Origin of the sequence: Pseudomonas fluorescens (assembly GCF_040448305.1) — a bacterium.
Lineage (GTDB): Bacteria > Pseudomonadota > Gammaproteobacteria > Pseudomonadales > Pseudomonadaceae > Aquipseudomonas > Aquipseudomonas fluorescens_BH.
In genome coordinates, this window is sequence record NZ_CP148752.1 from 5,226,057 (window position 1) to 5,251,138 (window position 25,082).

Below are 25,082 nucleotides of genomic sequence, written 5' to 3' on the forward strand. Positions count from 1 at the left end.
CCGTATCAAAGAAAGTTGAGCTGGACGAAGTAGTTGTGCCAGGCCCATTCCAACTCTTTCGGTGACAGTGGTCCGGAACCGCCGATATAACGCTGGCGATCGAGCGCCATGTTCAGGAGATCTCGGGGATGGCAGGGCACCAGGGGCATGCCTTCACTTGCATAAAGCCTTTGCAGCACATAACGCACCAACAGCGGGTCATAAGAAATACCCAGACGCTCGCTTTCCATACGCCAGATCTTTTCGTACTCCTCGGGCTTCAGGTAACCGAATTGCAGCTTGTAGCCAATCCGGCGAAGGAAGGCCTCATCGGCCAGCTCCAGGGGATTGAGGTTGGTGGAAAACACCAGAATCAGATCGAACGGCAGCTCGCAATGCCGACCGCCGCCCAGGTTGAGGAAATCGCGTTTCTCCTCCATCGGGACGATCCAGCGATTCAGCAGCTCGGCGGGTGCCATGCGCTGGCGCCCCATGTCGTCGATGATGAACAGGCCATTGCAGGCCTTGAGCTGCAAGGCGGCCTGGTATTGACGGGTGAAGGGGTCATAGCGAACGTCCAGCTGTTCCATGCTCAACTCACCGCCCGTGATGACTATCGGGCGTTTGCAGCACAACAGTCGACGGTCGATCCCTTCGTTGAGCATCAGACTGTTCTGTTGAACGTTATCATCGAGCCGCTGATGCACCTGCGGGTCATAGATCTCGATCACCGACTCGTTGATGACGATGGCATGGGGGACCCAGATGGCCTCGGCGAACAGACGGATCAGCCGACTGCTGACATAGGTCTTGCCGGTCCCCGCGGGGCCATAAATCATGATTGCGCGCCCGGAGTTCATCGCAACACCCAACTGATCGAGCATCTCCTCCGTGAGCACTACGCCAGCAAAGGCATTGCGCATATCGTTGGCGTTGATGCGACCATGGTGAATGGTCTGTAGTTTGATCAGGGACCGGTAGGTACTCACCGGAAACGGTGCTGCGCCTATATAACCGCTACGCGACAGGGCATCGCGGGCGGCACTGCGTCCGCGTTCGGTCAGGCCATAACGCAGCGACTGCCCACCCGTTTGACTCACCTGGCCAAGCACTTCGACTCGGCCATCCTTGCGCAGAAATGCCAGGACCTCTTCAAGTACCGCGCCGGTCAGCGCCAGGCGCTCCACCAGCCGCGACATGTCCAGCACGCCGGCATCAAACAAATGCTTGCACACCAACTCACCGAGAAAACTGTCGGTCAGGCCGGTTTCACGGATAGTGCAGGGCTGAGGAGCCAGGCGTTGCACCGCGCTCCGATCGCTGGGGTAGGCATCACTTTCGACGATGACGTGCATGGCTAGCCTCCTGGGCTACGGGCCGATCTGCAGCCAATAGCCACTGGCCAGGGTTCCGAGCAAAATTGCAACGGAGTATGGGAAAGGCTTTCCGGCCACTTCATCTACCGCCGGAGCCAAGTAGGTTCGCGCCCTTAACATCAACCCGTAGCGCGTTAAGGTTTGCAGCAGCTGGCCACGAAAAAGGATGATCAAAAAACCGCACAAACCACCGGCCATCAGACTGAAAAGCGCCGTCCACAACGCGACATGCGGTGTAAAAAAACATCCGACCATGGCCATCAACTTGACGTCCCCGGCGGCCATACCGCCCAGGGCGTACATGGGTAGAAACACTGTAAAGCCGATCAGCATGGCCAACGCAGCATTACCAAGCCCCTCAACTCCACTGGCGTAAGCCTGACTGGTCAAACCCAAAACAAGTCCTAAAAGAACCAGCAGGTTGGGGATGCGGTGGCGACGAAGGTCGCTCACCACCGCAATACCTAGCAGCCCTAACAGAACAATTGATATAAACATCTGCTCAATAGGCATCGCTGCATCTCTCACTGGGAATAGACTTACTAGCACGCCCCACCGGGGACCATACAAGTAGCTAGCCTACCGACCTGCGTGGCAATGGCGCCGCCCAAGGTGGTAAAACTAGTGGCAACCGCCAGGGTTATTAGCCCGCCGGCCACCGCGTATTCCACAATGGTCAGACCATCTTCGTCTTTGACGAACTTCACTAGCGAAGCCTTGATCGTTTGCATGATCATTTTGCCCACCTCACTCGAATGTTGTTTTTTCTGCTGCATCTCTCTCACAGGGAATAGACTTACTTGCACGCCCCACCGGCCATACAAGTAGCTAGAAAACCGATCTGTTTGGTAATGGCCGCGCCCAAGGTGGTAAAACTAGCGGCAACCGCCAGGGTTATTAGCCCGCCGGCCACCGCGTATTCCACAATGGTCAGACCATCTTCGTCTTTGACAAACTTCACTAGCGAAACCTTGATCGCTTGCATGATCATTTTGCCCACCTCACTCGAATGTTGTTTTTCTGCTGCATCCCTCTCACAGGGAATAGACTTACTTGCACGCCCCACCGGCCATACAAGTAGCTAGAAAACCGATCTGTTTGGTAATGGCGGCGCCCAAGGTGGTAAAACTAGCGGCAACCGCCAGGGTTATTAGCCCTCCCGCAACCGCATATTCCACAATGGTCAGACCATCTTCGTCTTTGACGAACTTCACTACCGAAGCCTTGATTGTTTGCATGTTCATTTTGCCCACCTCACTCGAATGTTGTTTTTCCGGAGGCAGTACGTTCTGCATCTGCCTGATGCAACCCTAGTCAGGGAACAGGCATGGGCGTTAGGAAGATTTTGCACATCGTTAGGACTTTTTTGCGGGGCGGCCAAATACGGCGTATTGGTCTTTGCAGAAGTAACGGAGGGGGTAAACAAGGCATTGAAACGCAAAGGCAATTGTCATTGATTCACAAGCGACAAGCGGTTAAACGCGGTTTGTCGAAAGCACACCAACAAACACTCGCCCGGGCTGCCTTCCAGGCAACCCATAGAGCGAATAGAACTAAAAACCGTCTTTCCTATCGGGATTAAATCTGCAAGGTGATAGCACATTGGCAATACTAGCGAAGTGAGTCACCAAGAACCCCAGAGTAGAGACATGACGTCCAACTTGACCAAAAGGCCATCGCTCCTGTGGTTCGATCTGACTCATGATCGGTCCACGAAAGAACTCGTCGCGCAGTTCGAGGGTACCTGCGACTGCAAACTGGCGAAAAACTCCGTGTTGCCCATCGCGGAACCGGCAGACATGATCTGCGTCCATTTTGATCGCCCCGACACCCCAGGTTTGAGGCTATTGCTGGAGATCAAACGCACCACCCCCAGCATCCCGATCACCATGTTCACCGTGCAGCACTCGGAGGAACTGGCCGTATGGGCCATGCGCTCCAGCGTATGGGAATACATGGTGCTCCCGCTCTCGACCACCGAGAAGAATCGTTACCTGACGGCGGTGGTGCAGCTCTGCGAGCTGCGCCGAAATGCCAACGGCCGGGGCAAGTCATCGCAGATCGACCACTCCCCGACCCTGCCGGACAGCATCCGTCGGACCTCAGGACACCAAAAACACCAGGCGCTGAGCAATGTCATGCTGTACATCGAACAGCACTTTCGAGACAGCATCGATCAGAGGGAATTGGCGCAGCGCTGCGGAATGACGACATTTCGCTTCAGCCGCCTGTTCAAGGAAGCCAATGGGCTTGGCTTCACGGATTACATCCTGGACAAGCGCATGAACTTCGCCAAAGATCTGCTCGACAATAGCCAGATGCCGATTACCAGCATCGGCTATGAGGCCGGCTTCAAGGATCCTTCCTACTTCGCCCGTGCCTTCAAGCAGTTCGCAAACTGCACGCCCAGCGAATACCGCCTGGCACGCCAAATCAAAGCGGCTGCCGCTACGCAACCGGTGCAGGATGAGAAAACCACTGAAGCGCTCGAAAGCCTGGTCCAAAGCCTCAGCAGTTGATCCGGTTTTTTACGCGCACACAAAAACGCCGCTCAATGAGCGGCGTTTTCGTTAAATATGGAGCGGGAAACGAGACTCGAACTCGCGACCCCGACCTTGGCAAGGTCGTGCTCTACCAACTGAGCTATTCCCGCAAATGGCGTCCCCTAGGGGACTCGAACCCCTGTTACCGCCGTGAAAGGGCGGTGTCCTAGGCCACTAGACGAAGGGGACACGCTACCCGGAACACATGGTGTGTGTTTCGGTGTCCAGAGCCGCATCCGAAGACTTGGTTCTGGTTTCACTCAGCCCTGCCCGAAAGCAACGCTGTTTAAAATTGGAGCGGGAAACGAGACTCGAACTCGCGACCCCGACCTTGGCAAGGTCGTGCTCTACCAACTGAGCTATTCCCGCATTGGCGTCCCCTAGGGGACTCGAACCCCTGTTACCGCCGTGAAAGGGCGGTGTCCTAGGCCACTAGACGAAGGGGACACACATACTACATTCACTCCCTGCTTCGTTTCGCTGTGTGCTTTACGCTGCAAGTGGCGCGCATTCTATGGATGGATTGAGATGTCGTCAACCCCCTGATATAAATTTATTTAAATCAATGACTTCACCCTGCTTTTGGGAGCCGTTGCGGTTTTCCGCCGCCCGGCGTTTGACGCTTATATTCTGGCACTCGCCAAGACGTTATAGTCCACCCAATGATGGCAATTTGTGTGTCGAGTGCCATCATTCATAGAAACGGGGCTGCGGCCGATATAAGTACAAGCATGTCCGATCCAACCCGTCGTGCGGGCCTGGTTGCTCAAATGCCAAGCCACCAGACTCGCATGCGTAACCTATAAAGAGGTCTTACCGGTGACGCCACTCATGATCACCCTGCTAGTCGTAGCCGGGATCGCACTGTTGATCGCCATTGGCTACATGAACCATGTGGTGGAAAACAACAAGCTGGAAAAGGCCCGTACCAAGATCGAGCTCAACGATCGCCTGCGACGCTGCGGCGAAATCACCGAGACGTTCCCCGGCCAGCTGATGACCCCGGCAATCAAGCTACTGTTGGCCCGCCTGGAACTGAACGTCTGCCAGCGCCTGCTTAACCTGGAAAAATCCAGCGCCAACCTCAAGGCACGGATCGCCGAACTGGAGGCCCTGGTCGGCCAGGGTGAATCCATCCCGGTCAACAACCCGCCAGCACCGATCCAGACCGAAGCCAAGGCCAAGGATGTCCGCTTCCTGCTCGAAGCCCTGCACGGCCAGATTACCCGCGCGGCACAGGACGGCTTCTTGCCGCCCAACGAAGCCAAGCGCTGGATCCGTGAAGTGCGCCACATCCTCGTGCTGTTGCACATCGAGTTCTTCAACAACCTTGGCCAGCATTCCCTGCAACAGAACCAGCCCGGACAGGCCCGCCTGGCATTCGAACGCGGCGTGCAATACCTGCGCAAACAGCAGGAACCACAGGTCTACGCCGAGCAACTGGAGTACCTGGAAAAACTCCTGGCCCGGGCCAACGACCAGGTCATGGATCGCATCGCGCCGGTCGAAGGCGAGGTCAACCCGTTGACCGAAGGCCTCAAAGACGTCGAGGCCGATGCGGACTGGAAAAAGAAAGTGATCTACGACTGATTGATCCTATGTAGGAGCGAGCCTGCTCGCGATGGACTCCAGATCGCCGCGTTCAACCAGTAAACGCGCGTTATCTTTAACGACCATCGCGAGCAAGCTCGCTCCTACAGGAAGCTCTTAGAGCCTGAAATGCCCCACCATCCCCTTCAGCTCAACCCCCAGTTGCGCCAACTGAATACTGGATGCTGCATTGCCCTGCATCGCTAGCGATGACTGATCGGCACTGGCGCGAATACTGGTGACACTGCGGTTGATCTCCTCGGCCACCGAGCTCTGTTCCTCGGCCGCCGCGGCGATCTGCTGGTTCATCTGCTGGATCAAGGATACCGCCGCCGCAATGCTTCCCAGCGCACTCTCGGTCTGCAAGGCATCGCTGACCGCCAGCTTCACCAACTCGCCACTGCTCTGGATCTGCTGCACCGACGACTGCGCCGCCGAGCGCAAAGCGCTGACCAGGCGTTCGATTTCCTCGGTCGATTGCTGGGTTCGCTTGGCCAACGCACGCACTTCATCGGCCACCACTGCAAAGCCCCTGCCCTGCTCGCCGGCCCGGGCCGCCTCGATCGCCGCGTTCAATGCCAGCAGGTTGGTCTGCTCCGCCACGCTTTTGATCACACTCAACACCGTGCCGATGTTCTGGATTTCCGCACTCAGGCTTTCGATGCTCGAACTGGCCGAGGTGGCCGAATCCGCCAACTGCTCGATCCGCGCCATGCTCTGGCGCACCACTTGCTGACCGCTTTCAACCTTGCCGTCAGCCGTTTGCGCGGCCAGGGCCGCTTCCTCGGCATTGCGCGCGACATCATGCACCGTGGCCGTCATCTGATTCATTGCGGTGGCGACCTGTTCGGTTTCCTCTTTCTGCGTGCTGACTTCGAGGTTGGTCTGTTCAGTCACCGTCGACAGCGATTGGGCGGAAGTCGCCAACTGCTCGATACCCGACTGCAAGCCGCTGACAATATGACTGAGCCCCGCGCCCATTTGCTGCATTGCCTGCATCAACTGACCGATTTCGTCACGGCGGGTCACGTCAATGGTCGCACTCAAATCCCCCGAGGCAATCTGCTGCGCCACCTGAATCACACGGCGCAGCGGTGCCACGATCAACCGGGTGATGAACCACGCGGCAACCAGCCCGACCAGCAAGGCCAACGCGGAAGAGCCAATGATCAGCAGCGAGTTCTTTTTCAGTTCAGCCTGCATCGCCTGGTCTTGCGCGACATAAGCCTGATCCACCCGCTCGACCACTTGGGATGCGCGCTGGTGCAATTGTTGATAGACGGTTTTTTCCTGTTCCAGCAGGCCGGTGTACTCGGCGAGCTTGTCACTGAAACTGGCGATATGGCCCGTCACCTCATTGAGGACGGTCTGGTAACCCTCATCCTTGACCGTGGTCTTGAGCTGCTCGGCCTGGAGCAACGCCTGGCTCGCCTGTTCGATCTTGCCCTGCCCGGCGCTGTCGTCGCCTTTGCGGCTTTGATCCAGACGCACGCGTGCTTCATTCATGGCTTGCAGCATCAAGCGTGAAACCTGGCTGACCTGGCTGGCCTGCTCGATGAATTGCGCACCGTCCTTGCCTTCGGAATCCTTCAGCGTATAGGCGCCGTCATCGGCGAGTCCGGATTGCAATACATCAAGATTATTGGCCACGCTGGACACCGACCAACTGGCCATTTCCAGCGCCAGGTCCTTGGCCTGGGTGAGCGAGACAAACTCGTCGAAGGCCTTGCGATAGGCACCCAGGGACTGTTCGACATCATTCATCACCGGCACGTTGGCCGCAGACGCGGCCTTGAGCTGGTCGGCCAGAGCGATCAGGCCATCGACGCCCTCGTGCAGGGCATCGACGGTTTTCGGATTGCCGTGCAAGGCGTACTCCTGTTCCAGTAGCCGCACCTTGAGCAAACCGCTGTTGAGCGATGACATTTGCTTGAGCCCGTCGAAGCGCTGGCTGATGGTTTGCAGGGACCAGACACCAATGCCCGCCACCAGTGCAGTCAACAACAGCACCAGGACAAACCCGACACCCAGTTTTTTCGCCATACCGAGGTTGGCAAAACGTCCTTGCACGGCCGAATTCATTGCACTTAGTCCCCTGCCAAAGTCTGTAGTCGCAGATTCGCAACGGGCCAGTAGCAACACAAGGCTCCGGCGCCTGAATAATGGCAAAAAGCTACATCAACGTCGTTTTCAGAACGCTTGAGGTCGATCCCGGGCAGTGGCCTGAAAGAGCGCACGGGCACGCGGGTCGCAGGCATAGGCCACGTTGATACGCTGCCAGTCACTGGCCTCACCCGAGGGGTTGAAGGCGGTCTTCGATGACAGCAGTACACCCAGACGCCGTGCCTGGGTCCGCACCTTATCGAAGTCAGACATTGGTGATCGCGCCCAGATGAACAGGCCTCCCGTCGGCTTGCCGAAAACCTCCCATTCGGCATCTTCGAGCAATTGCAACACCGCCAGCCGGCCGCTGCTCAAACGTTGGCGCTGACGCTGCACCAGTTTGCCGTAGGCACCGTTAGCCAACAGGCACGCCAGCACCGACTCGCAAAATCGTGAGGCGCCCATGCCACTGATCATTTTGACCTCGGCCAGACGCGTAATGACTTCGGAACCGGCCACCACGAAACCGACCCGCAAGGAACTGCTGAGGGTCTTGGAATAGCTGCCCACGTAGATCACGTTGTCGTCCAGCGCAGCCAGTCGCGTACCGGAACCGCTGTGCAAGTCCGCATAAACGTCGTCTTCGATCACCTGCACACCAAAGGTCCTGGCCAGTTGCAGCACGCGGCGCGCCACCACCGGTGCAAGGCTGCTGCCGGTCGGGTTGTGATAGAAGCTATTGATGAGCAGCCCTTGAGGCCGGTGTTTGACCAGCACCGATTCGAGCACTTCAAAGTTCGGCCCGCGTGGTGTTCGCGGCACCTCGACCATGTGGATGCCGTGCAGCCTGAGCAGATCGAACAGCACCGGATAACCGGGACTCTCCACGACTACACAGTCACCGGCCTTGAACAGTGTCCGCACAACCAGGTCGAGTCCCTGACTGGCCCCCGCCGTGGTCATGATCCGACTGTCCTGCACCGGGATATCCAGTTGCCTGAGGCGCTTGAGTATCTGTTGTCGCAAGGCTGGCAATCCCAGCGGCGTGCTGTAGTTGAACAGGCTGGCCGTATCGGTACGACTGACTTGCCGAATCGCGTAAATCAGATCGTCGGTCTCGCGCCAGCTTTCAGGCAGCCCGCCACAGCCCAGCCTCAATTCACTCGAAAAAGGCCCGCACTCAGGCTCAGCCCCCTCGAACCACGCAGGCTCATGCTTTGCGCCCGCGGCCAATGCCGGGTCGGCAACCGTATAGCCGGCCCCATGGCCGGACACCAGCATCCCCTGCGTCACCAGGCGTTCGCAGGCCTGAGCGACACTTAACTGACTGAGCAAATTGATCCGCGCGATCTGTCGCACCGAAGGCAGGCGCGTACCGGGCAATACCCCGCTGGAATGAAGCCAACAGGTCAGCGCGTCAACAATTTGCTGTACGACGGGCACCAGCGCCTGTCGGTCGATTCTCAATTCCATGAGCAAGCAAACTCCTGTTGATTTTGCGAGAAGCAGTTAATCACAGGAGTGTTCGAAAACATGTGCGACAACGCCGCCAAAATCCTTTGTTCTAATCATTTGAAACACATTGCCTGGTCCCTTTGACGAACCAAAAAACCTGTGGGAGCGAGCCTGCTCGCGAAAGCGGTGTGTCAGCCGATATTAATGTCGACTGATACGCCCTCATCGCGAGCAGGCTCGCTCCCACAAGTTGCAACTATTCCTTCAGTAGCGATGCATTGCTTCAGAACGCTGTTACACCACCGTCCACGGCCAATGAGTGCCCCGTGGTGAACGCCGCCCCATCGCTACACAAGTACAGCACCGCGCTGGCGATCTCTTCGACCTTGCCGATGCGGCCGACCGGATGCATGGCGTTGGCGAACTCGCCTTTTTTCGGGTCGGCTTCATAAGCGCGGCGGAACATATCCGTGTCGATCACCGCCGGGCACACTGCGTTGACCCGGATCTTCTTCTTGGCGTATTCAATGGCCGCCGACTTGGTCAGGCCGATCACCGCATGCTTGGAGGCTGCGTAGATGCTCATTTTCGGCGCTGCCCCGAGGCCGGCCACCGATGCCGTATTGACGATCGCGCCGCCCCCTTGCGCCAGCAACAGCGGCAACTGGTACTTCATGCACAGCCAGACACCTTTGACGTTGACGCCCATGATCGCGTCGAACTCGTCGAGCGTACCTTCGGCCAATTTGCCTTTCTCGATTTCAATGCCGGCATTGTTGAAGGCATAGTCGAGGCGACCGTAAGTATTGATCACCTCCTCCATCAGATTTTTTACATCGCTTTCCAGGGTAACGTTGCAGCGCACGAAGGTCGCTTCGCCACCGGCGGTACGAATCAGCGCCACCGTGCCCTCGCCGCCCGCCACGTCCATATCGGCCACCACGACCTTCAGGCCCTCGGCGGCAAATGCCTCGGCGGTCGCGCGGCCAATACCGGCCGCCCCGCCTGTCACCACGACCACCTGGCCGGAAAACGTCATGCTCATTGTTATGTCCTCGAAAAGAAGAATGCGGGGAATCGCGTGGGACCAGTCTAGCCATGGAGGTCTTGAACACGGCAGCACTATCAAGGCTCCGGTTGGGCGCCCATGAGTTGCAGTGATGGAACTGTCGTACCAACTATCACTGCACTGGATCAACCTGCATTCGCCGTATCAGCCGAACTTGCGACATCGTCGCTGACCGGCTATCAACAAGGCTTCATTCATCTTGAGTGCCTGCCATGACCTCCCAGACCAATCGCCAATTCCTGCTCGCCAAACGTCCGGTTGGCGCGGCGACCCGCGAGACATTCACTTATCAGCAAGTGCCGGTCGGCGAGCCGGCGGCGGGTCAGATCCTGGTCAAAAACGAATACCTGTCCCTGGACCCGGCCATGCGTGGCTGGATGAACGAGGGCAAGTCCTACATCCCGCCGGTCGGGCTTGGCGAAGTCATGCGCGCCTTGGGTGTGGGCAAAGTCATTGCGTCGAACAACCCGGGGTTCGCGGTCGGGGATTACGTCAACGGCGCCCTGGGTGTGCAGGATTTCTTCCTCGGCGAGCCGCGAGGCTTCTACAAGGTCGATCCGAAACTGGCACCGCTGCCACGTTACTTGTCCGCACTGGGCATGACCGGGATGACGGCGTACTTCGCCCTGCTCGACGTCGGCGCTCCGAAGGCCGGTGACACCGTGGTGCTGTCGGGCGCAGCCGGCGCCGTGGGCAGCATTGCCGGGCAGATCGCCAAGATCAAAGGCTGCCGGGTGGTCGGCATCGCAGGCGGCGCCGACAAGTGCAAGTTCCTGATCGATGAACTGGGCTTCGATGGCGCTATCGACTACAAGAGCGAAGACGTCCTCGCTGGCCTCAAGCGCGAGTGCCCGAAAGGCGTCGACGTGTATTTCGATAATGTGGGTGGCGATATTCTCGACGCGGTGTTGAGCCGCCTGAACATGAAGGCGCGGGTGGTGATTTGCGGTGCCATCAGCCAGTACAACAACAAGGAGGCGGTCAAGGGCCCCGCCAACTACCTGTCACTGCTGGTCAACCGTGCACGCATGGAAGGATTTGTGGTGATGGATTACGCCGCCCAATACGCCAGCGCCGCCCAGGAAATGGCCGTCTGGATGGCCAAGGGGCAGCTCAAAAGCAAGGAAGACATCGTCGAAGGACTGGAGACTTTCCCGGAGACGTTGATGAAATTGTTCAGCGGCGAGAATTTCGGGAAGTTGGTGTTGAAGGTTTGACTCAACAGTTGAAGTGATCACAAAACCAATGTGGGAGCGAGCTTGCTCGCGATAGCGGAGTGTCAGGCGCCATTGACGTCACTGACCCTCCCTCATCGCGAGCAAGCTCGCTCCCACAGGTACAGCGGTGTTTAAGCCAGTTCAGCCACGACCGACGCCAATGCCTTGGCTGGATCCGCCGCCTGGCTGATCGGACGGCCGATCACCAGATAGTCGGAACCGGCATCCAGTGCCTGACGTGGCGTCAGAATGCGGCGCTGATCGTCCTGGGCGCTGCCCGCAGGACGAATCCCCGGGGTCACCAGTTGCAGCGACGGATGCGCCGCTTTCAGCGCCTGGGCTTCCAGGGCCGAGCACACCAGGCCGTCCATCCCGGCTTTTTCCGCCAGGGCGGCCAGGCGCAGCACCTGCTCCTGGGGCTCGATGTCCAGGCCGATGCCCGCCAGGTCTTCACGTTCCATGCTGGTCAGCACGGTCACGCCGATCAGCAACGGCTTGGGACCGGTGCGCTGATCCAGCACTTCACGGCACGCGGCCATCATGCGCAGGCCGCCGGAGCAATGCACGTTGACCATCCACACGCCCATTTCCGCAGCCGCCTTGACGGCCATCGCAGTGGTGTTCGGGATGTCGTGGAACTTGAGGTCCAGGAACACTTCGAAACCCTTGTCGCGCAGGGTACCAACGATTTCCGAAGCGCAGCTGGTGAACAGCTCCTTGCCGACTTTGACCCGGCACAGCTTCGGGTCCAACTGATCGGCCAGCTTCAGTGCGGCGTCACGGGTAGGGAAATCCAGGGCGACGATGATGGGAGTCTGGCAGGCGGACATGAGTGGGCTCTCAGGCAAGTCGAAATCGGCGCGCATTGTAGCGGAACCAGCGCCGCTGCGGGACCCGATGATCGGTAAATCGTCGCAACGGCTCAGGCAAGACTAGCCCTTGAGGCGATTGTGTCGAGTTCGATACACACACGACACGCCCGCAATACCCCGGCCCGCTACCCTCGGCAACCGCAACAGGTCCTTGCAACAGCACTTCCCGCCTCCGGGCCGGACGCCTATGCTGGAACCACAACCTCGCAGCCTATCTTTGTGGTTGGCAGCCTACCTGGCAGATGAACGCACGCATGCACAACACCCAAGCACCCGTGAACGACGACCAAAAGACGCCCGGTGACGACAAACGCTGGAGCATTCGCGCCCTGATCGTCGACGATGACGTCCCGATCCGCGAACTGATGATCGACTACCTGGCCCGGTTCAACATCCACGCCAGCGGCGTCACCGATGGCGCCGCGATGCGCCTGGCGATGCAGGCGGAGCATTTCGATGTGGTGGTGCTCGACCTGATGCTGCCCGGTGAAGACGGTCTGTCGCTGTGCCGCTGGTTGCGCGCCGAGTCGGACATCCCGATCCTGATGCTCACCGCCCGTTGCGAGCCCACCGACCGGATCATCGGCCTCGAACTCGGCGCCGACGACTACATGGCCAAGCCGTTCGAGCCCCGCGAGCTGGTGGCGCGGATCCAGACCATCCTGCGTCGGGTGCGCGATGACCGCTGCGAACAGCGGACGAACATTCGTTTCGACAATTGGCGCCTGAACAGCGTGCTGCGGCAACTGATTGCCGACGATGGCCTGGTGGTGCCGCTGTCCAACGCCGAATTCCGCCTGCTCTGGGTGTTTATCGAACGTCCGCGCCGCGTGCTCAGTCGTGAACAACTGCTGGACGCCGCCCGTGGTCGTTCGATCGAAGCCTTTGACCGCAGCATCGACCTGCTGGTGTCGCGCCTGCGCCAGAAAATCGGCGACGACCCCAAGGCTCCGCAGTTGATCAAGACCGTTCGCGGCGAGGGTTACCTGTTCGATGCCCGAGACATCGGCTGATGCGCGGGCGCTTCGATACGCTGTTCGGCCGCCTGTTTGGCGTGCTGTTGCTGGCGATTATCCTCGCGCACCTGCTGGCCTTTGCCTGGTTTCACCATTACGACCCGACACCACCGCCGCCTCCACCGGAGTTTTCCGAAGGCCTGGACGGGCCACGCCCGCCACTGGACCCAAACCTCGAGAAACGGCCGCCTCGACCGTGGTTTGGCGGCCCGTTGGTGCCCCTGACCTTTCAATTTGTCTCGTTGATAATCGCCGCCTGGTACGGCGCCAAACTGCTGAGCCGGCCGATCCAGCGCCTGAGCGACGCGGCCGAGCGCTTGAGCGAAGACCTCGACAGCCCGCCACTGGATGAATTGGGACCACGGGAAGCGCGGCAAGCGGCGCACACGTTCAACAAAATGCAGCGGCGCATCCTGGAACAGGTCAAGCAGCGCTCGCGCATGCTCGGCGCCGTGTCCCACGACCTGCGCACGCCGCTGTCGCGGCTCAAGCTGCGGCTGGAGAAAATCGACGACGACAAGCTGCAAGGCCAGATGCGCCAGGACCTCGACGACATGATCAGCATGCTCGACGCCACCCTCACCTATCTGCATGAACAGCGCACCAGCGAAGCCCCGCAGTGGATGGACGTGCAGGCGTTGGTGGAGTCCCTGAGCGAAAATGCCCAGGACCAGGGCGCGAACGTCCAGGCCAGCGGCCACTGCGCCCCCTTGCAGGTGCAGCCGATGGCCTTGCGTTCTTGCATCAACAACCTGATGGACAATGCCCTGCGCTATGCCGGACAGGCGCTGATTACCCTGCAAGACCATCGTCAACAGTTGGTGATTCGGGTCATCGACCATGGCCCGGGCATCGCCGCAGAACAACGCGAAGCGGTGTTCGAACCCTTCTTCCGCCTTGAAGGCTCGCGCAATCGCAACTCCGGCGGCGTTGGCCTGGGCATGACCATTGCCCGCGAGGCCGCACAACGAATGGGCGGGCAGCTGACACTGGAAGAAACCCCGGGTGGTGGCCTGACGGCGGTGATTCGCCTGCCGCGAACCTGAAAGCCACACCAGCCCTTTGTGGGAGTGAGCCTGCTCGCGATGAGGCCCTGTGCCGCAACAAAAAGCCCACTGACCCTCAGGGGTTCAGTGGGCTACGGACCCTGGAACTTCAGGGCCGACGATCTTCGACCCGCGCCTGAGTCTTGCTCCAGTCGATCAACAGGCTGTAAGCCACCGCCAGCAATGTCGGGCCAATGAACAGGCCGATGAAACCAAAGGCAATCAACCCGCCAAACACCCCAAGCAGCACAATGACCAACGGCAGATTACCGCCACGGCTGATCAGGTACGGCTTGAGCACGTTGTCGACACCGCTGATGACGAATGTGCCCCAGATCCCGAGGAATATGGCCATCCCGTACTCGCCTTTCCAGGCCAGCCACGCGGTTGCCGGAATCCACACCAGTGGCGGGCCCATCGGGATCAGGCTGAGCATGAACGTCACGATGCCGAGCACCAACGCTCCCGGTACGCCGGCGATCAGGAACCCGATCAGCGCCAGGATCGCCTGGGCCGCCGCGGTGCCGATCACACCGTTCACCACCCGCTGCACCGTGCCCGCCACCAGTTCAATGTAGTAGCCGGCCCGCTGACCGATCAGCCGCTCCAGCAATGTGTGTACAAACGCCGCCAGACGCGGCCCGTCACGATAGAAAAAGAACACGAAGACGATGCTCAGGGTCAGTTCGAGAATACCGCCGCCGATCTGCGCGCTGCGCGCCAGCAACCAGTTACCCACCTGCCCCAGATAGGGCTTGAGCGACACCATCATTGCCGCGCCCTGCTCATCGATGCTGTTCCAGATGCCTACCAGCCGCTCGCCCACAAAGGGAATCGAACCCAGCCAGACCGGTGCTTCGGGCAGCCCCTCGACCTGCGCATCCTTGATGAATGCGGTGGCATCGCGCACATGATCGGCGAGGTTGAAACCCAGCCACACCAGCGGTGCCGCTACCAGCACCATCCAGCCCAGCGTCAGCAATGCAGCCGCCAGCGACTCGCGGCCATTGAGCCAACGGGTCAGCAAGCGCATCAGCGGCCAACTGGCAAACGCCAGGACCGCACCCCAGAACATCGCCGACCAGAACGGCGCCATCACCCAGAAGCTCGCGCCGAACAACACCACGAGCAGGATCTGCACCAACAGGCGATCGTTATTGATCATCAAAAGTCTCGAAAAAGTCAGTCAGCAAAAGAGTAGGCGAACGCAGCTTGCACGCTCGCCCGGTACAGCCTAGCGCAATAGCTCGATGTGCAGGCCAGAGCCTTCGGCACTGCCGGATTCCATCCGCGCGGCACGCACGCCCTGGGCAATCAGTGCCTGACGCCAGGCTTCGGCGTTCGCTCCGGAAATGCTGACCCGCAAGGTGGTGTCCAGATTCAGTCCGCGAGAAATCAGGCGTAGCCAGGTCTCGTCAGGTGCGCTGTTCAACGTGGGAAAATCGAGCTCGCCGGTGCTCTTGAGTTCACGCAGCAAGGTCGCGGAGGTCGGCAACAACTCGCCCAGCGGTGACGAAGCGTCGAACTGCTCGACATGCAAGTAGGCTTTGCGATTACCCCGGGTGATGCTGTACAGCGCGACGAGCGTGTTGTCCCGTGGAGCGGCAAGTCGCAGCAGCAAATAGGCTTGTTGATCGTCGGCGCCGTACAGCTTGGCGTTGCCGAAGACTTCATTGGCCCAGAGGCTGCTTTCGCCGCAATCGCGCGCCTGGCACCAAAAGAGCAACCCGGCGCCCTGCTGTTGCAAAGCCTCGCGGGCAGCAGTGAACGCCTGGATGGATGAATGCTCCGGTGGCAACTCGTAGGTCACCGAAGTGACGTTGCCGCGGGCACTGACCTGACCGTCGAAACGTAACTGGCCACTGATTTTACGGATCGAACCCAACGGGTAGATCCGCTCCAGTTCGGCGACGGGGCGATAGTCGACAATCTGGGCGTCGACCATGCGCGGCACTATAGGCAGGTCCTGACTACCCGGAACATCGGCGGCGAACAACAAGGGACTGAAACTGCCCAGCACCAGCAAACTGAATGAACGCATGGATAGACTCATCGGATCAGCATGGCCTGGGCGCCCTTGATGACACTGGCTTCATCGGCGCGTTGCGGTACTTGCAGACCACGCTGCACCGCCGGCCGGGCCTCCATGGTCGCCATCCAGCGTTGCAACGCCGTCAAGCCCTCCACCGAGACGCCCGACCACTCGTAACCGCGCACCCAGGGAAAGGTGGCGATGTCGGCAATGCTGTACTGATCGGCGAGGAACTCCACGCTTTGCAACCGCGTGTCGAGCACTTCGTAGAGGCGGCGGGTTTCATGCTGATAGCGGTCGATGGCGCCCTGGAGTTTTTCCGGAAAGTAGCGAAAGAACACGTTGGCCTGACCCTGCATCGGGCCGATCCCGCCCATCTGGAACATCAGCCACTGCAATACCAGCGAACGGCCCTTCGGGTCCGATGGCATCAGTTTGCCGGTCTGTTCAGCGAGGTAAATCAGGATGGCGCCGGACTCGAACACGGCGAAATCGCCGTTGGCGCGATCGACAATTGCCGGAATCCGGCCATTGGGGTTGATCTTGAGGAAGTCCGCGGACTTCTGTTCCTTCTTGTCGAAACTCAAGGCATGCACCGTGTAGGGCAGGCCGAGCTCCTCGAGCACGATAGAGACCTTGTGGCCATTCGGGGTCGCAGCGGTGTAGAGATCTATCATGGTTGTCTCCCTTTTCAACCCGCCAAGCCTCGACAGTTGCCCGGCGCAAGTCAAGGAATGGCGAAAAACCGATTGAAACAGTCTGCGACAAGATCGGCACCGGACTCGTCATTGAGGTGCAAATGGTGGCCGCCTGGCAGCTGTTCCCGGCTAAAGGGTAGACGCTCCAGCAATTCCGGGTGTTTGGCGAGCATGCCGTCGGCGGCAACCACCAGTGTTGCAGGACACTTGATCCGCTGGACGAAGGCCATTGCCTGTTCGGTGGTAAGACGCAGCGGCGATGGCAGCGTGAGGCGATTGTCGGTGCGCCAGGTGTAACCGCCCGGTACCGGCATCAGACCACGCTGAGCCAGCAGTTCAGCGGCCTCGCGGCTGACCGCCACCAGGCCCTTCATGCGCGCTTCGATGGCACGGTCGAGGGTGTCGTAGACCGGTTTGCGCTTTTCCCGCAGATCCAGTTGCGCTTGCAGGGCCATGCCCATCCGTTCGGCAGCATTTTCACCTTTGTCTGTAGGAGGAATGATGCCGTCGATCAACGCCAGGTGGGTGACCCGCTCGGGCATCGACCCGGCGATGATCAGCGAAGCAATGGCGCCCATCGAATGCCCCATCAACGCAAATTTGCGCAGTCCAAGCTGTTCGGCGACTTGCAGCACATCGTGGGCATAGTCCCACATGGCGTAGCCGGCTCCCGGCGGGCGATGCCCGGAATGACCGTGACCGGCCATGTCCAGCGCGATGATGCGCAAGCCTTTGAGTTTGGGCGCCAGACGGGCAAAGCTGTTGGCGTTGTCCAGCCAGCCATGCAGGGCAATCACCGGCAATCCGTCTTCAGGACCGAACAGGTGTGCCGCCAGTTCGATGTGCGGCAGGCTCAGGCGAACCTCTTCGACGACGTGGTTCATGCGCAATCCTGCTGTCGACGGCCGCCCCAGCGATAGAACAGGCCTTTGAGCATGTCAGCGGTATCAAGGGGACGTTCGAGCGGAAACATGTGGCCGCCAGGCATGGTCAACGACTCGCCCAGCGGCAGGCGGTCGACCGAACTGGCGTGATGGCGCATCACCACGCGGCTGTTGTGCCCGCGTACCACCGCCAGCGGCACTTGCAACTGCCGGGTGCTGCCCGGGCTGGTGTGCGGCACGCCGCGATAGATGCTGATTTCCGTGGCCGGGTCGAACCGCAGGCGCAGCTTGTCGCCGACCTGATGCAAGCCATGTTGCAGGTAGGCATCGAAGCATTCCGGGTCGAAGCCGCGGAACAGGGTTTTACCGGCGAAATACTTCCGGGCGCTTTCCAGGTCGGCGAATTCTTCGCGGCGACCCAGGGTACGGCCGGCCGGGGTCAAGCGGTCGATAAAACCGAAGCGTTTGGCCGCCCGTATGACCCATTGATCGGTTCGGGTCAGCACTGGCGAGTCGAGCATCACCACCCCGCGATACAACTCGGGGCAGCGCAAGGCCGCATGCAGGTGCAGCACGCCACCGAAGGAGTGACCGACGCCCCACACGGGCTCGGCCTGTTGTTGCAGGTGATGGATCAGTTCATCCACCAGGTTGTACCAGTTGTCGTCCGCCGGGAAACGCGGGTCGTGGGCGTGCTGCTCCAGATGCGTCACCTGAAACTCGGGTGCCAGCGCCGCAAACAATTTGCCGTAGGTCCCCGAAGGAAAACCATTGGCGTGGGCGAAAAAGATCTGTTGCGACATACCTGCAAATCCATGAGCGAAACAAAGGCTGATTGTCCGCAAAGAAACATCTTGCAGCAATGACCGTAACTGCCAGGAATGATGACAGACCTGCCTTGGCTATGACGCCATTGCGGGCGCCACCTGTTATTTCTGACAGTTGACTGCCAACCAGCATCAAGTGGATAAGAAGGGCTGTCCCGCCGAGTCATGGGCAAACTCGCGATGATCCACGCCAACACTCCGGCCATCCAGGTATTTGACCCTCGCGGGCGGAGCGTGCGCGGTGTGGCGTATCACCGGCGTGAGCGCGCGTCGGTACCGGAGCCTTGCATCACCCAACAAGAATATGACGGCGCCGGTCGCGCTGTTCTGAGTCGTGATCCACGCCTGTTCCGTTTGCAGCAAGACGGCCAGACGGCAGCCAATCAGCAAAACGTTTTCAGTTTGTCGGGCGCTGTAATGCTTTCGCAAAACAGCGATGCCGGCTGGCGCCTGGGATTGCTCGGGGCGCACGGGCAACGTGTTGAAGGCTGGGATCAGAAGCTCAGCCAGAGCCACGTGGACTATGACCCTCAGTGCCGCCCGGTGGCTGCGTTCGAGCGCACGTGGCAAGGGCCGGAACGCTGCGTCGCACGATTCACTTATGCCGATACCGACGGCGATGTCGGCCATAACCTGCGCGGTCAGCTGATTCGGCACGACGACACCGCCGGCACCCTGCTCTTCACCGGGTTCAGTCTGAACGCTACGCCGTTGCAGCACGGCCGCACCTTCATCGCCGACCCACAATGGCTGGTGGACTGGCCCGAGTCAGAGCCTGAACGCGACGCCTTGTTGGAGAACGGACCAGCCATCACTCGCCTTCATTGCAACGCCGCCAGCGAGCCCGTCAGCCAGACCGATGCATTGGGCAACCGACAGACGTTCATTCATACCTGTGCAGGCGAACTGCGCGAAATCCGCGTGACCCTTGCCGGACAGGCCGATGAAACGGCATTGGTCCGGGACATCCAGTACAACGCCTTCGGCCAGATCGAAAAACAACGTGCGGGAAACGGCGTTGTTTCATGCGCGACTTATCGGCCCGACGATGGCCGACTGAAACACCTGAAAGCCTATGTCCCAGGGCAACCGGCGTTGCAAGACCTGGCCTACGAATATGACGCTGTGGGCAATGTCACCTGCATCACCGACGCCGCTGAAGCGACTCACTTTCACCGCAACCAGCGCATCGAGCCGGTTAATCGCTACCGCTACGACAGCCTCTCCCGCCTGATCGAGGCCAGTGGCCGGCAATTGCGCAACGCGCCGGGTGGGCCACAGTTACCGGATTTCCAGCCCACCCCTGATCCCGGACAACTGGAAAATTACACGCGTTTCTACACCTACGATGAAGCCGGCAACCTGAAGATCATGCAGCATCAGGCAAACAGCACCAGCCGTACCGAACGCACGGCTGTCGCCCGGCTGAGTAATCGCAGCCTGCCCGAAAAGCCCGATGGCGAGCTGCCCGACGAAGAGGAAATTGCCGTCGGTCACGACCTGAACGGCAACCGTACCGCGCTACAACCGGGACAAACCCTACAATGGGATCTGCGCAACCAACTGCGGCAGGTCGATCAGGTGGTTCGTGAAGATGAACCGGACGATTGCGAGTTTTATGTGTACGACGGCAGTGGCCTGCGTCAGCGAAAAATCCGTCAGGCCTACACCGGCACAATGACCCGCACCCACGAAACCCGTTACTTGCCGGGCGTGGAAGTGCGCACCTCTGCCGACGAGACCTTGCACGTCGTGACGATCGAGGCCGGACGCAGCACGGTGCAAATCCTGCACTGGCAGACTGAACCGCCAGTCGGCATTTCCCAATACCAGCATCGCTACGGTTTTTCCGATCATTTGGGCTCCAGCGCCCTGGAGCTGGACGAAGCGGCCTTGCTCATCTCCCGGGAAAGTTACTACCCCTACGGCGGAACCTGCTGGTGGGCCGGGCGCAACAAACTCGAAGCCAGCTACAAGACGCTGCGCTATTGCGGCCAGGAACGGGATGCCACCGGGTTGTACTACTACGGGTTGCGCTACTACGTACCCTGGTGCCAACGCTGGCTGAACGCGGACCCGGCGGGAGTTGCCGATGGGTTGAATCTGTTTGCCATGGTGCATGGCAATCCGATGGGACACGTGGACTTTCAGGGGCTGATCACTGTAGATGAAGTGTTTAACGCTGCCGGCGCAACGCTTGCGCGTGATGGGCTGAGTGCCTTGGCGGGTGGAACGGTCAAGTATTTTGTGGCACAGGCACTGACGCAATGGGCAACACCGTCTGACGACGCAGACAGTCAAGCCGTAGACCCCGGCGTCAACCTCGCTTTGACCGTAGCAGGCTCAGTGGTGGGTACTTTGGCCGGCGGATCGATGGGGATGGGTGCAGGCAGCAATATCGTCTCCCGTTACAGCAACAACCGTACCGCGCAAAGGATCGGGGCGGGTATTGGCGGATTGTTGGGTGCTGCAGCGGGAGCAGCGGCTCCACTCTATTCATACTTGAGCAATCCTGGGGCATTGAATGCGGTAGCCATCAGCGTCATTAGCAGTGTGCCAGCGGGGCTGACAAGGGAAACCGGGCAACGAGTCTCCGCAGAGCTTGGCCCCAGGCTCACTCTCGCCCCGTCCGGCGTGGCTACTACCCTGCGCGCAGGCGCCTACGGGGTGTTGCTGTTTAGCGGCGGCGCCATTCAAGCAGAGTTCCCGGCCGTGGCCGCGGTAGCCGTCAGTGCGATCGTCGAAGGTCTCGATGGAGCGTCTATCGTCGGCATCAACGCATTGCGTGGAGGTACCTACGCATCAGGTACCAACCAACTATCCATGCCACATTTCTGGGAGCTGATGTATGGCTGGTCTACGCGTACAGCTGGCTCAGGCTTGACCTCCTCACTGAGGTTCATGTTCAACCCCCTGAACAGTGCGATTGAAAACGCCAATGTGCGGATGGGCCTCGTTGCAGTAATGGCAACGCCTACCGAAGCCAGAACGTATCTGGGGCAGCATGTGCAGCGCGGCACTGCCGCGCTGTTCAGATACGACGATGCGAACTTCCGCCTGGACCAATTCTCCGAAGTAAACAGTGAATGGACTGATTCGGCCCCTGATAGCTACCACCCGGAAATGCGAAGTGGCTACGACATACCCATGACATCAATACGCCATTTTTCAAACGTGTAAGGGTTTCAACTAACGCATCGGTGCTTCCTCCCCTAACGGCACCACCGCCATGGTCAGCCGCGACACACAGCTGGCCTTGCCCTCATCGCTGGTCAACCGAATGTCCCAGACATGGGTCGTGCGGCCGATATGGATCGGCCTGGCCACCGCCGACACCCGTCCGCTGCGCAGGCCGCGCAAATGGTTGGCGTTGACTTCCAGGCCCACGCAATAGAACTTGCTGGCATCGATGCACAGGTAGCTGGCCATCGAGCCGACCGATTCGGCCAGCACCACCGAGGCACCGCCATGCAGCAAACCATAAGGCTGATGGGTGCGGTGATCGACGACCATGCTGGCGGTCAGGGACTCATCGTCAAAAGCTTCGAAACGGATGTCCAGCACTTCGCCAATGGTGTTTTTCTGGATTGCGTTCAACTGCTCGATGTTCGGGGTGGTGCGCCACAGGCTCATCGCAGGGTTTCCTTGTTGGTTTTGTTCGTGGATCAATCCTGCCACAGCACCGCTTCGCTGCGCTCGCTCCATTCCTCAAAGCGCTCTCCGTAAGCCGCTTCGATCACGTTGCGCTTGATCTTCAGGGTCGGGGTGAGAAAGCCGTTTTCCACGGCCCAACTGTCCTTGACCACCACCAGGCGCCGCAGCTGTTCATGCTTGTCGAGGGCGCCGTTGACCTCTTCCAGCAGTTTTTCCAGGCTCGAATGCAGGCCGGCGCGCGCGGCCCCGCCGGCATCCTGCTGGCCGACCGCCGACAACACGCACAAGCCCAGCGGCGCACTCAAGCCATCGCCCACCACGCAGACCTGCTCGATGCGCGAATGCACGGCCAGGCGATTTTCAATCGGTGCCGGAGCCACGTATTTGCCTTTGCTGGTCTTGAAGATCTCCTTCAGGCGTCCGGTCAGGCGCAGATTGCCTTCGGCGTCTTGCTCGCCCTTGTCGCCGGTACGCAGGAAGCCGTCCTCGGTAATGGTGTCGGCGGTTTTTTCCGGTTCCTTGTAATACCCGAGCATGGTCGCACCACTGCGCACCATGACCTCCCCCGTCTCGGCAATCCGCACTTCGACTTCCGGGCACGGCTTGCCGATCCAGCCTGGTTTGTTCTGGCCCGGTATGCCGATGTGGGAGTAGCCGCAACTCTCGGTCATGCCGTAGACCTCCAGCACATCCAGTCCCAATTTGCGGTACCACTGCAACAAGGTCTGCGGCACCGGAGCTGCGCCGGACAACGCGATGCGCAACGCATCCAGCCCCAACCCGGCGAGGACTTTATGCCCGACCCGTTTGCCGATGATCGGCAGGCCGAGCAGGAAGTCGAGACGTTTTGCCGGGATCTTGCTGTACACACCCATCTGGAATTTGGTCCAGATGCGCGGCACGCCAAACAGCGCGGTCGGGCGCGCACGTTGCAGATCGGTGAGGAAGGTATCGAGGCTCTCGGCGAAAAACACCGTTTGGCCGGTATAGATCGACGCCAGCTCGACGAACATCCGCTCGGCGACGTGGCACAGCGGCAGGTAGGACAACAACCGGTCCGACTCGTTGAGGCCGAACAACGCAGTGCCGCGTGTGGTGGCGAACCCCAGATTGCCGAAGCTGTGCATCACGCCCTTGGGCATGCCCGTGGTGCCGGACGTGTAAATGATGGTCGCCAGTTGATCGGCGGCAGGTTTGGGATTGTCCTGGATTGGCGAGTTGCGTTGCAGGTCGTCCCAGCTGAAATCGAACGTACCCGACGGATGCAGCGGCAGGCTGATGGTCGGCAGGTCGGGGCTGACGCCACGGGACATGCCAGGCCAGTCGTCGAGCTTGCCGATGAATGCCAGCGCCGCCTCCGAATGTTCGAGTACCTGGGCAACGGTCTCGGCGGTGAGGTTGGGGTACAACGGCACCGACACATGCCCGGCCATCCAGATCGCCAGGTCGGCAATGATCCAGTGCGCACAGTTCTTCGAGATCAGGGCGATATGGCTGCCCTGCGGCAGTTCCCGTGCCCGCAACCAATGGGCCGCGCAACGGGCCTGATGACCGACATCCGCCCAGGTCAAGGTCTCGACCTGGCCGCCTCCGACAGGCTGGACCAGAAAGCGCTGGCGGGGATGACGGGCCTCACGCTCGTAGAAGACGTCCAGTGGCAAACGAAAAGCAGCAGACATGCGACTCGCTCCTGTGATTTTTGTCTGGAGCAAGCGTAGTCAACCAAGCAAGTGCTTGGTTGACTATTTCATACAAAATTTTCTACATCTGTGGGAGCGAGCTTGCTCGCGATGGCGGACGAATATTCAACATGGATGTCGACTGACTTGACGCTATCGCGAGCAAGCTCGCTCCCACAGTGTTCGGCACCCACTTCAAGTCAAGCTGTGCCCTTTGAAACGCGTGGTCAAGGGTGCTTGATGCTGTCGAGTTTCATCGACCCGACCAGCAGCTCATCACCCTTGAGCTCCGCCAGACCAGCAGTGCTGACCTTTTCCGGCAGATGTCCGGCACCATGTTGCAGGTAGCTCAGCAGATTCCCCACCAGCGGGTTGTGACTGACCAGCAACACGTTGCTTACCGCGACCATCTGTTCGGCCACCTTGTCCGGCTCCGTGTCCGGTGTCAGCCACTCGACGGTGCGGATTTCCGGTTCGAATCCCAATGCCTCTCGTACCAGTTGCGCTGTTTGCTGCGCTCGCAGGTACGGGCTGGCGTAAATGCCGGTCAGCGGCTGACCCACCAGCTCTGCGGCGATTTTCAATACTTCCTTGCGACCGTTATCCGTCAGCTCCCGCTCCGAATCGTGGGGGCGGGACCCGTGCGGTACAGCTTCACCATGACGCAATACCCAGAGTTTCATAGCTTGGGTTCCTCATCTCGGGCCGGATGCGGTGCCGGTGCCACGACATGCGGCGCCTCACCCTCCGGTGTACGCGGCGTCGGCCAGTCGGCGAACGGCCAGGGCTTCTGGTCGCTGTGAAAGCTGCCGAAACGACCGATCTGCGCCAGAAACTGGCTCAGGCTGTCGCCGAAATTCATCAAGCTGGCGCTTGGGGCGCCATAGAACAAACGATAGATCAACTGCACCAGCACGACAGCACCGAGGATGAACTGCGCCACTTGCCACACCAGCACGAAGACGATCATCCACAGCACCCGCAGCAGGATGGACTCGTATTTGGCTTCTACTTTTGGATCGTTCATGCGCAACTCCCTGCT

At 59.8% G+C, this 25,082-nt stretch carries 24 protein-coding genes and 4 tRNA genes; 6 read left to right on the top strand and 22 right to left on the bottom strand.

Translation table 11 applies throughout. The features are described from left to right. Window positions 1–5: 5 nt before the first annotated feature. The 5 genes from WHX55_RS23655 to WHX55_RS23675 are packed head-to-tail and all read right to left on the bottom strand — an operon-like array spanning window position 6 to window position 2,599. Window positions 6–1,334 carry an AAA family ATPase gene (locus tag WHX55_RS23655; RefSeq protein WP_353741438.1) on the bottom strand — a complete coding sequence of 443 codons (1,329 nt, stop codon included), beginning with the start codon at window positions 1,332–1,334 and terminating at the stop codon, window positions 6–8. 15 nt (window positions 1,335–1,349) lie between these two features. After that, window positions 1,350–1,868, bottom strand: a complete 519-nt coding sequence (locus WHX55_RS23660; RefSeq protein ID WP_353741439.1) for a prepilin peptidase — start codon at window positions 1,866–1,868, stop codon at window positions 1,350–1,352. A gap of 29 nt (window positions 1,869–1,897) precedes the next feature. Further along, a complete protein-coding gene (locus WHX55_RS23665) occupies window positions 1,898–2,092 on the bottom strand; it encodes a Flp family type IVb pilin (RefSeq protein WP_353743080.1) in 195 nt (64 codons plus the stop codon). Window positions 2,093–2,151: 59 nt separating this feature from the next. Continuing rightward, window positions 2,152–2,346, bottom strand: coding sequence for a Flp family type IVb pilin (locus tag WHX55_RS23670; protein WP_353741440.1), 195 nt, complete (start codon window positions 2,344–2,346; stop codon window positions 2,152–2,154). A 58-nt stretch (window positions 2,347–2,404) separates the two neighbouring features. Next, window positions 2,405–2,599, bottom strand: coding sequence for a Flp family type IVb pilin (locus WHX55_RS23675; protein ID WP_353741441.1), 195 nt, complete (start codon window positions 2,597–2,599; stop codon window positions 2,405–2,407). A gap of 405 nt (window positions 2,600–3,004) precedes the next feature. On the opposite strand from WHX55_RS23675, the gene WHX55_RS23680 reads away from it, so the two are divergent. Next, a complete protein-coding gene (locus tag WHX55_RS23680) occupies window positions 3,005–3,874 on the top strand; it encodes a DNA-binding response regulator (RefSeq protein WP_151214641.1) in 870 nt (289 codons plus the stop codon). A 58-nt stretch (window positions 3,875–3,932) separates the two neighbouring features. On the opposite strand, the gene WHX55_RS23685 is transcribed toward WHX55_RS23680, so the two are convergent. The 4 genes from WHX55_RS23685 to WHX55_RS23700 form a co-directional block, all read right to left on the bottom strand. Continuing rightward, a tRNA-Gly gene (locus WHX55_RS23685) sits at window positions 3,933–4,008 on the bottom strand. A 3-nt stretch (window positions 4,009–4,011) separates the two neighbouring features. Continuing rightward, window positions 4,012–4,087, bottom strand: a tRNA-Glu gene (locus WHX55_RS23690). A 104-nt stretch (window positions 4,088–4,191) separates the two neighbouring features. After that, window positions 4,192–4,267, bottom strand: a tRNA-Gly gene (locus tag WHX55_RS23695). A 2-nt stretch (window positions 4,268–4,269) separates the two neighbouring features. Continuing rightward, a tRNA-Glu gene (locus tag WHX55_RS23700) sits at window positions 4,270–4,345 on the bottom strand. A gap of 372 nt (window positions 4,346–4,717) precedes the next feature. Between WHX55_RS23700 and WHX55_RS23705 the strand changes: the two genes are divergently transcribed. Further along, window positions 4,718–5,488 (top strand): hypothetical protein, encoded by a 771-nt coding sequence (locus WHX55_RS23705; protein WP_150726155.1) that lies wholly within the window; start codon window positions 4,718–4,720, stop codon window positions 5,486–5,488. Window positions 5,489–5,605: 117 nt separating this feature from the next. Here WHX55_RS23705 and WHX55_RS23710 read toward each other — a convergent pair whose 3' ends face one another. The 3 genes from WHX55_RS23710 to WHX55_RS23720 all read right to left on the bottom strand — a co-directional run bounded on the left by WHX55_RS23710 (window position 5,606) and on the right by WHX55_RS23720 (window position 10,091). Next, the gene (locus WHX55_RS23710; protein WP_353741442.1) at window positions 5,606–7,570 is read right to left on the bottom strand and encodes a methyl-accepting chemotaxis protein; all 1,965 of its coding nucleotides are present in this window, start codon (window positions 7,568–7,570) and stop codon (window positions 5,606–5,608) included. Window positions 7,571–7,678: 108 nt separating this feature from the next. After that, window positions 7,679–9,064 (bottom strand): PLP-dependent aminotransferase family protein, encoded by a 1,386-nt coding sequence (locus WHX55_RS23715; protein ID WP_353741443.1) that lies wholly within the window; start codon window positions 9,062–9,064, stop codon window positions 7,679–7,681. A 265-nt stretch (window positions 9,065–9,329) separates the two neighbouring features. Beyond that, window positions 9,330–10,091 (bottom strand): SDR family oxidoreductase, encoded by a 762-nt coding sequence (locus WHX55_RS23720; RefSeq protein ID WP_353741444.1) that lies wholly within the window; start codon window positions 10,089–10,091, stop codon window positions 9,330–9,332. A gap of 236 nt (window positions 10,092–10,327) precedes the next feature. On the opposite strand from WHX55_RS23720, the gene WHX55_RS23725 reads away from it, so the two are divergent. Next, window positions 10,328–11,332, top strand: a complete 1,005-nt coding sequence (locus WHX55_RS23725; protein ID WP_353741445.1) for an NADP-dependent oxidoreductase — start codon at window positions 10,328–10,330, stop codon at window positions 11,330–11,332. Window positions 11,333–11,463: 131 nt separating this feature from the next. On the opposite strand, the gene pyrF is transcribed toward WHX55_RS23725, so the two are convergent. Further along, window positions 11,464–12,162 carry an orotidine-5'-phosphate decarboxylase gene (pyrF, locus tag WHX55_RS23730; RefSeq protein WP_008016546.1) on the bottom strand — a complete coding sequence of 233 codons (699 nt, stop codon included), beginning with the start codon at window positions 12,160–12,162 and terminating at the stop codon, window positions 11,464–11,466. Between the two features lie 296 nt (window positions 12,163–12,458). Here pyrF and WHX55_RS23735 point away from each other — a divergent pair, with 296 nt between their 5' ends. Together WHX55_RS23735 and WHX55_RS23740 are read left to right on the top strand one after the other, a co-directional pair. After that, window positions 12,459–13,217 carry a response regulator gene (locus tag WHX55_RS23735; RefSeq protein ID WP_353741446.1) on the top strand — a complete coding sequence of 253 codons (759 nt, stop codon included), beginning with the start codon at window positions 12,459–12,461 and terminating at the stop codon, window positions 13,215–13,217. After that, the gene (locus tag WHX55_RS23740; protein ID WP_353741447.1) at window positions 13,217–14,266 is read left to right on the top strand and encodes a HAMP domain-containing sensor histidine kinase; all 1,050 of its coding nucleotides are present in this window, start codon (window positions 13,217–13,219) and stop codon (window positions 14,264–14,266) included. Before WHX55_RS23735 ends, WHX55_RS23740 begins: the two co-directional genes overlap by 1 nt. 109 nt (window positions 14,267–14,375) lie before the next feature. Here the strand turns inward: WHX55_RS23740 and WHX55_RS23745 are convergent, their stop codons facing one another. From WHX55_RS23745 to WHX55_RS23765, 5 genes are all read right to left on the bottom strand, one after another. Next, complete coding sequence (locus WHX55_RS23745; protein WP_223456135.1) at window positions 14,376–15,431, bottom strand: AI-2E family transporter; 1,056 nt, start codon at window positions 15,429–15,431, stop codon at window positions 14,376–14,378. Between the two features lie 69 nt (window positions 15,432–15,500). After that, window positions 15,501–16,307: a DUF4892 domain-containing protein gene (locus WHX55_RS23750; RefSeq protein ID WP_353741448.1), complete on the bottom strand. Its 807-nt coding sequence runs from the start codon at window positions 16,305–16,307 to the stop codon at window positions 15,501–15,503. Window positions 16,308–16,315: 8 nt separating this feature from the next. After that, entirely contained in the window at window positions 16,316–16,975 is a 660-nt protein-coding gene (locus WHX55_RS23755) for a glutathione S-transferase N-terminal domain-containing protein (protein ID WP_150726144.1), read from the bottom strand. 50 nt (window positions 16,976–17,025) lie between these two features. Continuing rightward, complete coding sequence (locus WHX55_RS23760; RefSeq protein ID WP_150726143.1) at window positions 17,026–17,880, bottom strand: alpha/beta hydrolase; 855 nt, start codon at window positions 17,878–17,880, stop codon at window positions 17,026–17,028. Then, the gene (locus WHX55_RS23765) at window positions 17,877–18,683 is read right to left on the bottom strand and encodes an alpha/beta hydrolase (RefSeq protein WP_046042984.1); all 807 of its coding nucleotides are present in this window, start codon (window positions 18,681–18,683) and stop codon (window positions 17,877–17,879) included. Before WHX55_RS23765 ends, WHX55_RS23760 begins: the two co-directional genes overlap by 4 nt. A gap of 189 nt (window positions 18,684–18,872) precedes the next feature. On the opposite strand from WHX55_RS23765, the gene WHX55_RS23770 reads away from it, so the two are divergent. Beyond that, window positions 18,873–21,887 (top strand): RHS repeat-associated core domain-containing protein, encoded by a 3,015-nt coding sequence (locus WHX55_RS23770; protein ID WP_353741449.1) that lies wholly within the window; start codon window positions 18,873–18,875, stop codon window positions 21,885–21,887. 9 nt (window positions 21,888–21,896) lie between these two features. Here the strand turns inward: WHX55_RS23770 and WHX55_RS23775 are convergent, their stop codons facing one another. From WHX55_RS23775 to WHX55_RS23790, 4 genes are all read right to left on the bottom strand, one after another. Continuing rightward, the gene (locus WHX55_RS23775) at window positions 21,897–22,340 is read right to left on the bottom strand and encodes a hotdog fold thioesterase (RefSeq protein WP_353741450.1); all 444 of its coding nucleotides are present in this window, start codon (window positions 22,338–22,340) and stop codon (window positions 21,897–21,899) included. A 32-nt stretch (window positions 22,341–22,372) separates the two neighbouring features. Further along, complete coding sequence (locus WHX55_RS23780) at window positions 22,373–24,040, bottom strand: AMP-binding protein (RefSeq protein WP_353741451.1); 1,668 nt, start codon at window positions 24,038–24,040, stop codon at window positions 22,373–22,375. Window positions 24,041–24,267: 227 nt separating this feature from the next. Then, complete coding sequence (gene sixA / locus WHX55_RS23785; RefSeq protein WP_353741452.1) at window positions 24,268–24,723, bottom strand: phosphohistidine phosphatase SixA; 456 nt, start codon at window positions 24,721–24,723, stop codon at window positions 24,268–24,270. Then, on the bottom strand, window positions 24,720–25,067 hold the full coding sequence (locus tag WHX55_RS23790) for a DUF4389 domain-containing protein (protein WP_007974561.1): 348 nt from the start codon (window positions 25,065–25,067) through the stop codon (window positions 24,720–24,722). The genes sixA and WHX55_RS23790 overlap by 4 nt, the downstream gene beginning before the upstream one ends. Window positions 25,068–25,082 lie beyond the last annotated feature (15 nt).

Coding starts and splice junctions, on each gene's coding strand:
- WHX55_RS23770 (WP_353741449.1), top strand. CDS start 18,873: ATGGGCAAACTCGCGATGATCCACGCCAACACTCCGGCCATCCAGGTA.
- WHX55_RS23760 (WP_150726143.1), bottom strand. CDS start 17,880: ATGAACCACGTCGTCGAAGAGGTTCGCCTGAGCCTGCCGCACATCGAA.
- WHX55_RS23710 (WP_353741442.1), bottom strand. CDS start 7,570: ATGAATTCGGCCGTGCAAGGACGTTTTGCCAACCTCGGTATGGCGAAA.
- WHX55_RS23665 (WP_353743080.1), bottom strand. CDS start 2,092: ATGATCATGCAAACGATCAAGGCTTCGCTAGTGAAGTTCGTCAAAGAC.
- pyrF (WP_008016546.1), bottom strand. CDS start 12,162: ATGTCCGCCTGCCAGACTCCCATCATCGTCGCCCTGGATTTCCCTACC.
- sixA (WP_353741452.1), bottom strand. CDS start 24,723: ATGAAACTCTGGGTATTGCGTCATGGTGAAGCTGTACCGCACGGGTCC.
- WHX55_RS23740 (WP_353741447.1), top strand. CDS start 13,217: ATGCGCGGGCGCTTCGATACGCTGTTCGGCCGCCTGTTTGGCGTGCTG.
- WHX55_RS23780 (WP_353741451.1), bottom strand. CDS start 24,040: ATGTCTGCTGCTTTTCGTTTGCCACTGGACGTCTTCTACGAGCGTGAG.
- WHX55_RS23655 (WP_353741438.1), bottom strand. CDS start 1,334: ATGCACGTCATCGTCGAAAGTGATGCCTACCCCAGCGATCGGAGCGCG.
- WHX55_RS23750 (WP_353741448.1), bottom strand. CDS start 16,307: ATGCGTTCATTCAGTTTGCTGGTGCTGGGCAGTTTCAGTCCCTTGTTG.
- WHX55_RS23725 (WP_353741445.1), top strand. CDS start 10,328: ATGACCTCCCAGACCAATCGCCAATTCCTGCTCGCCAAACGTCCGGTT.
- WHX55_RS23680 (WP_151214641.1), top strand. CDS start 3,005: ATGACGTCCAACTTGACCAAAAGGCCATCGCTCCTGTGGTTCGATCTG.
- WHX55_RS23790 (WP_007974561.1), bottom strand. CDS start 25,067: ATGAACGATCCAAAAGTAGAAGCCAAATACGAGTCCATCCTGCTGCGG.
- WHX55_RS23765 (WP_046042984.1), bottom strand. CDS start 18,683: ATGTCGCAACAGATCTTTTTCGCCCACGCCAATGGTTTTCCTTCGGGG.
- WHX55_RS23755 (WP_150726144.1), bottom strand. CDS start 16,975: ATGATAGATCTCTACACCGCTGCGACCCCGAATGGCCACAAGGTCTCT.
- WHX55_RS23745 (WP_223456135.1), bottom strand. CDS start 15,431: ATGATCAATAACGATCGCCTGTTGGTGCAGATCCTGCTCGTGGTGTTG.
- WHX55_RS23715 (WP_353741443.1), bottom strand. CDS start 9,064: ATGGAATTGAGAATCGACCGACAGGCGCTGGTGCCCGTCGTACAGCAA.
- WHX55_RS23775 (WP_353741450.1), bottom strand. CDS start 22,340: ATGAGCCTGTGGCGCACCACCCCGAACATCGAGCAGTTGAACGCAATC.
- WHX55_RS23675 (WP_353741441.1), bottom strand. CDS start 2,599: ATGAACATGCAAACAATCAAGGCTTCGGTAGTGAAGTTCGTCAAAGAC.
- WHX55_RS23670 (WP_353741440.1), bottom strand. CDS start 2,346: ATGATCATGCAAGCGATCAAGGTTTCGCTAGTGAAGTTTGTCAAAGAC.
- WHX55_RS23735 (WP_353741446.1), top strand. CDS start 12,459: ATGCACAACACCCAAGCACCCGTGAACGACGACCAAAAGACGCCCGGT.
- WHX55_RS23720 (WP_353741444.1), bottom strand. CDS start 10,091: ATGAGCATGACGTTTTCCGGCCAGGTGGTCGTGGTGACAGGCGGGGCG.
- WHX55_RS23660 (WP_353741439.1), bottom strand. CDS start 1,868: ATGCCTATTGAGCAGATGTTTATATCAATTGTTCTGTTAGGGCTGCTA.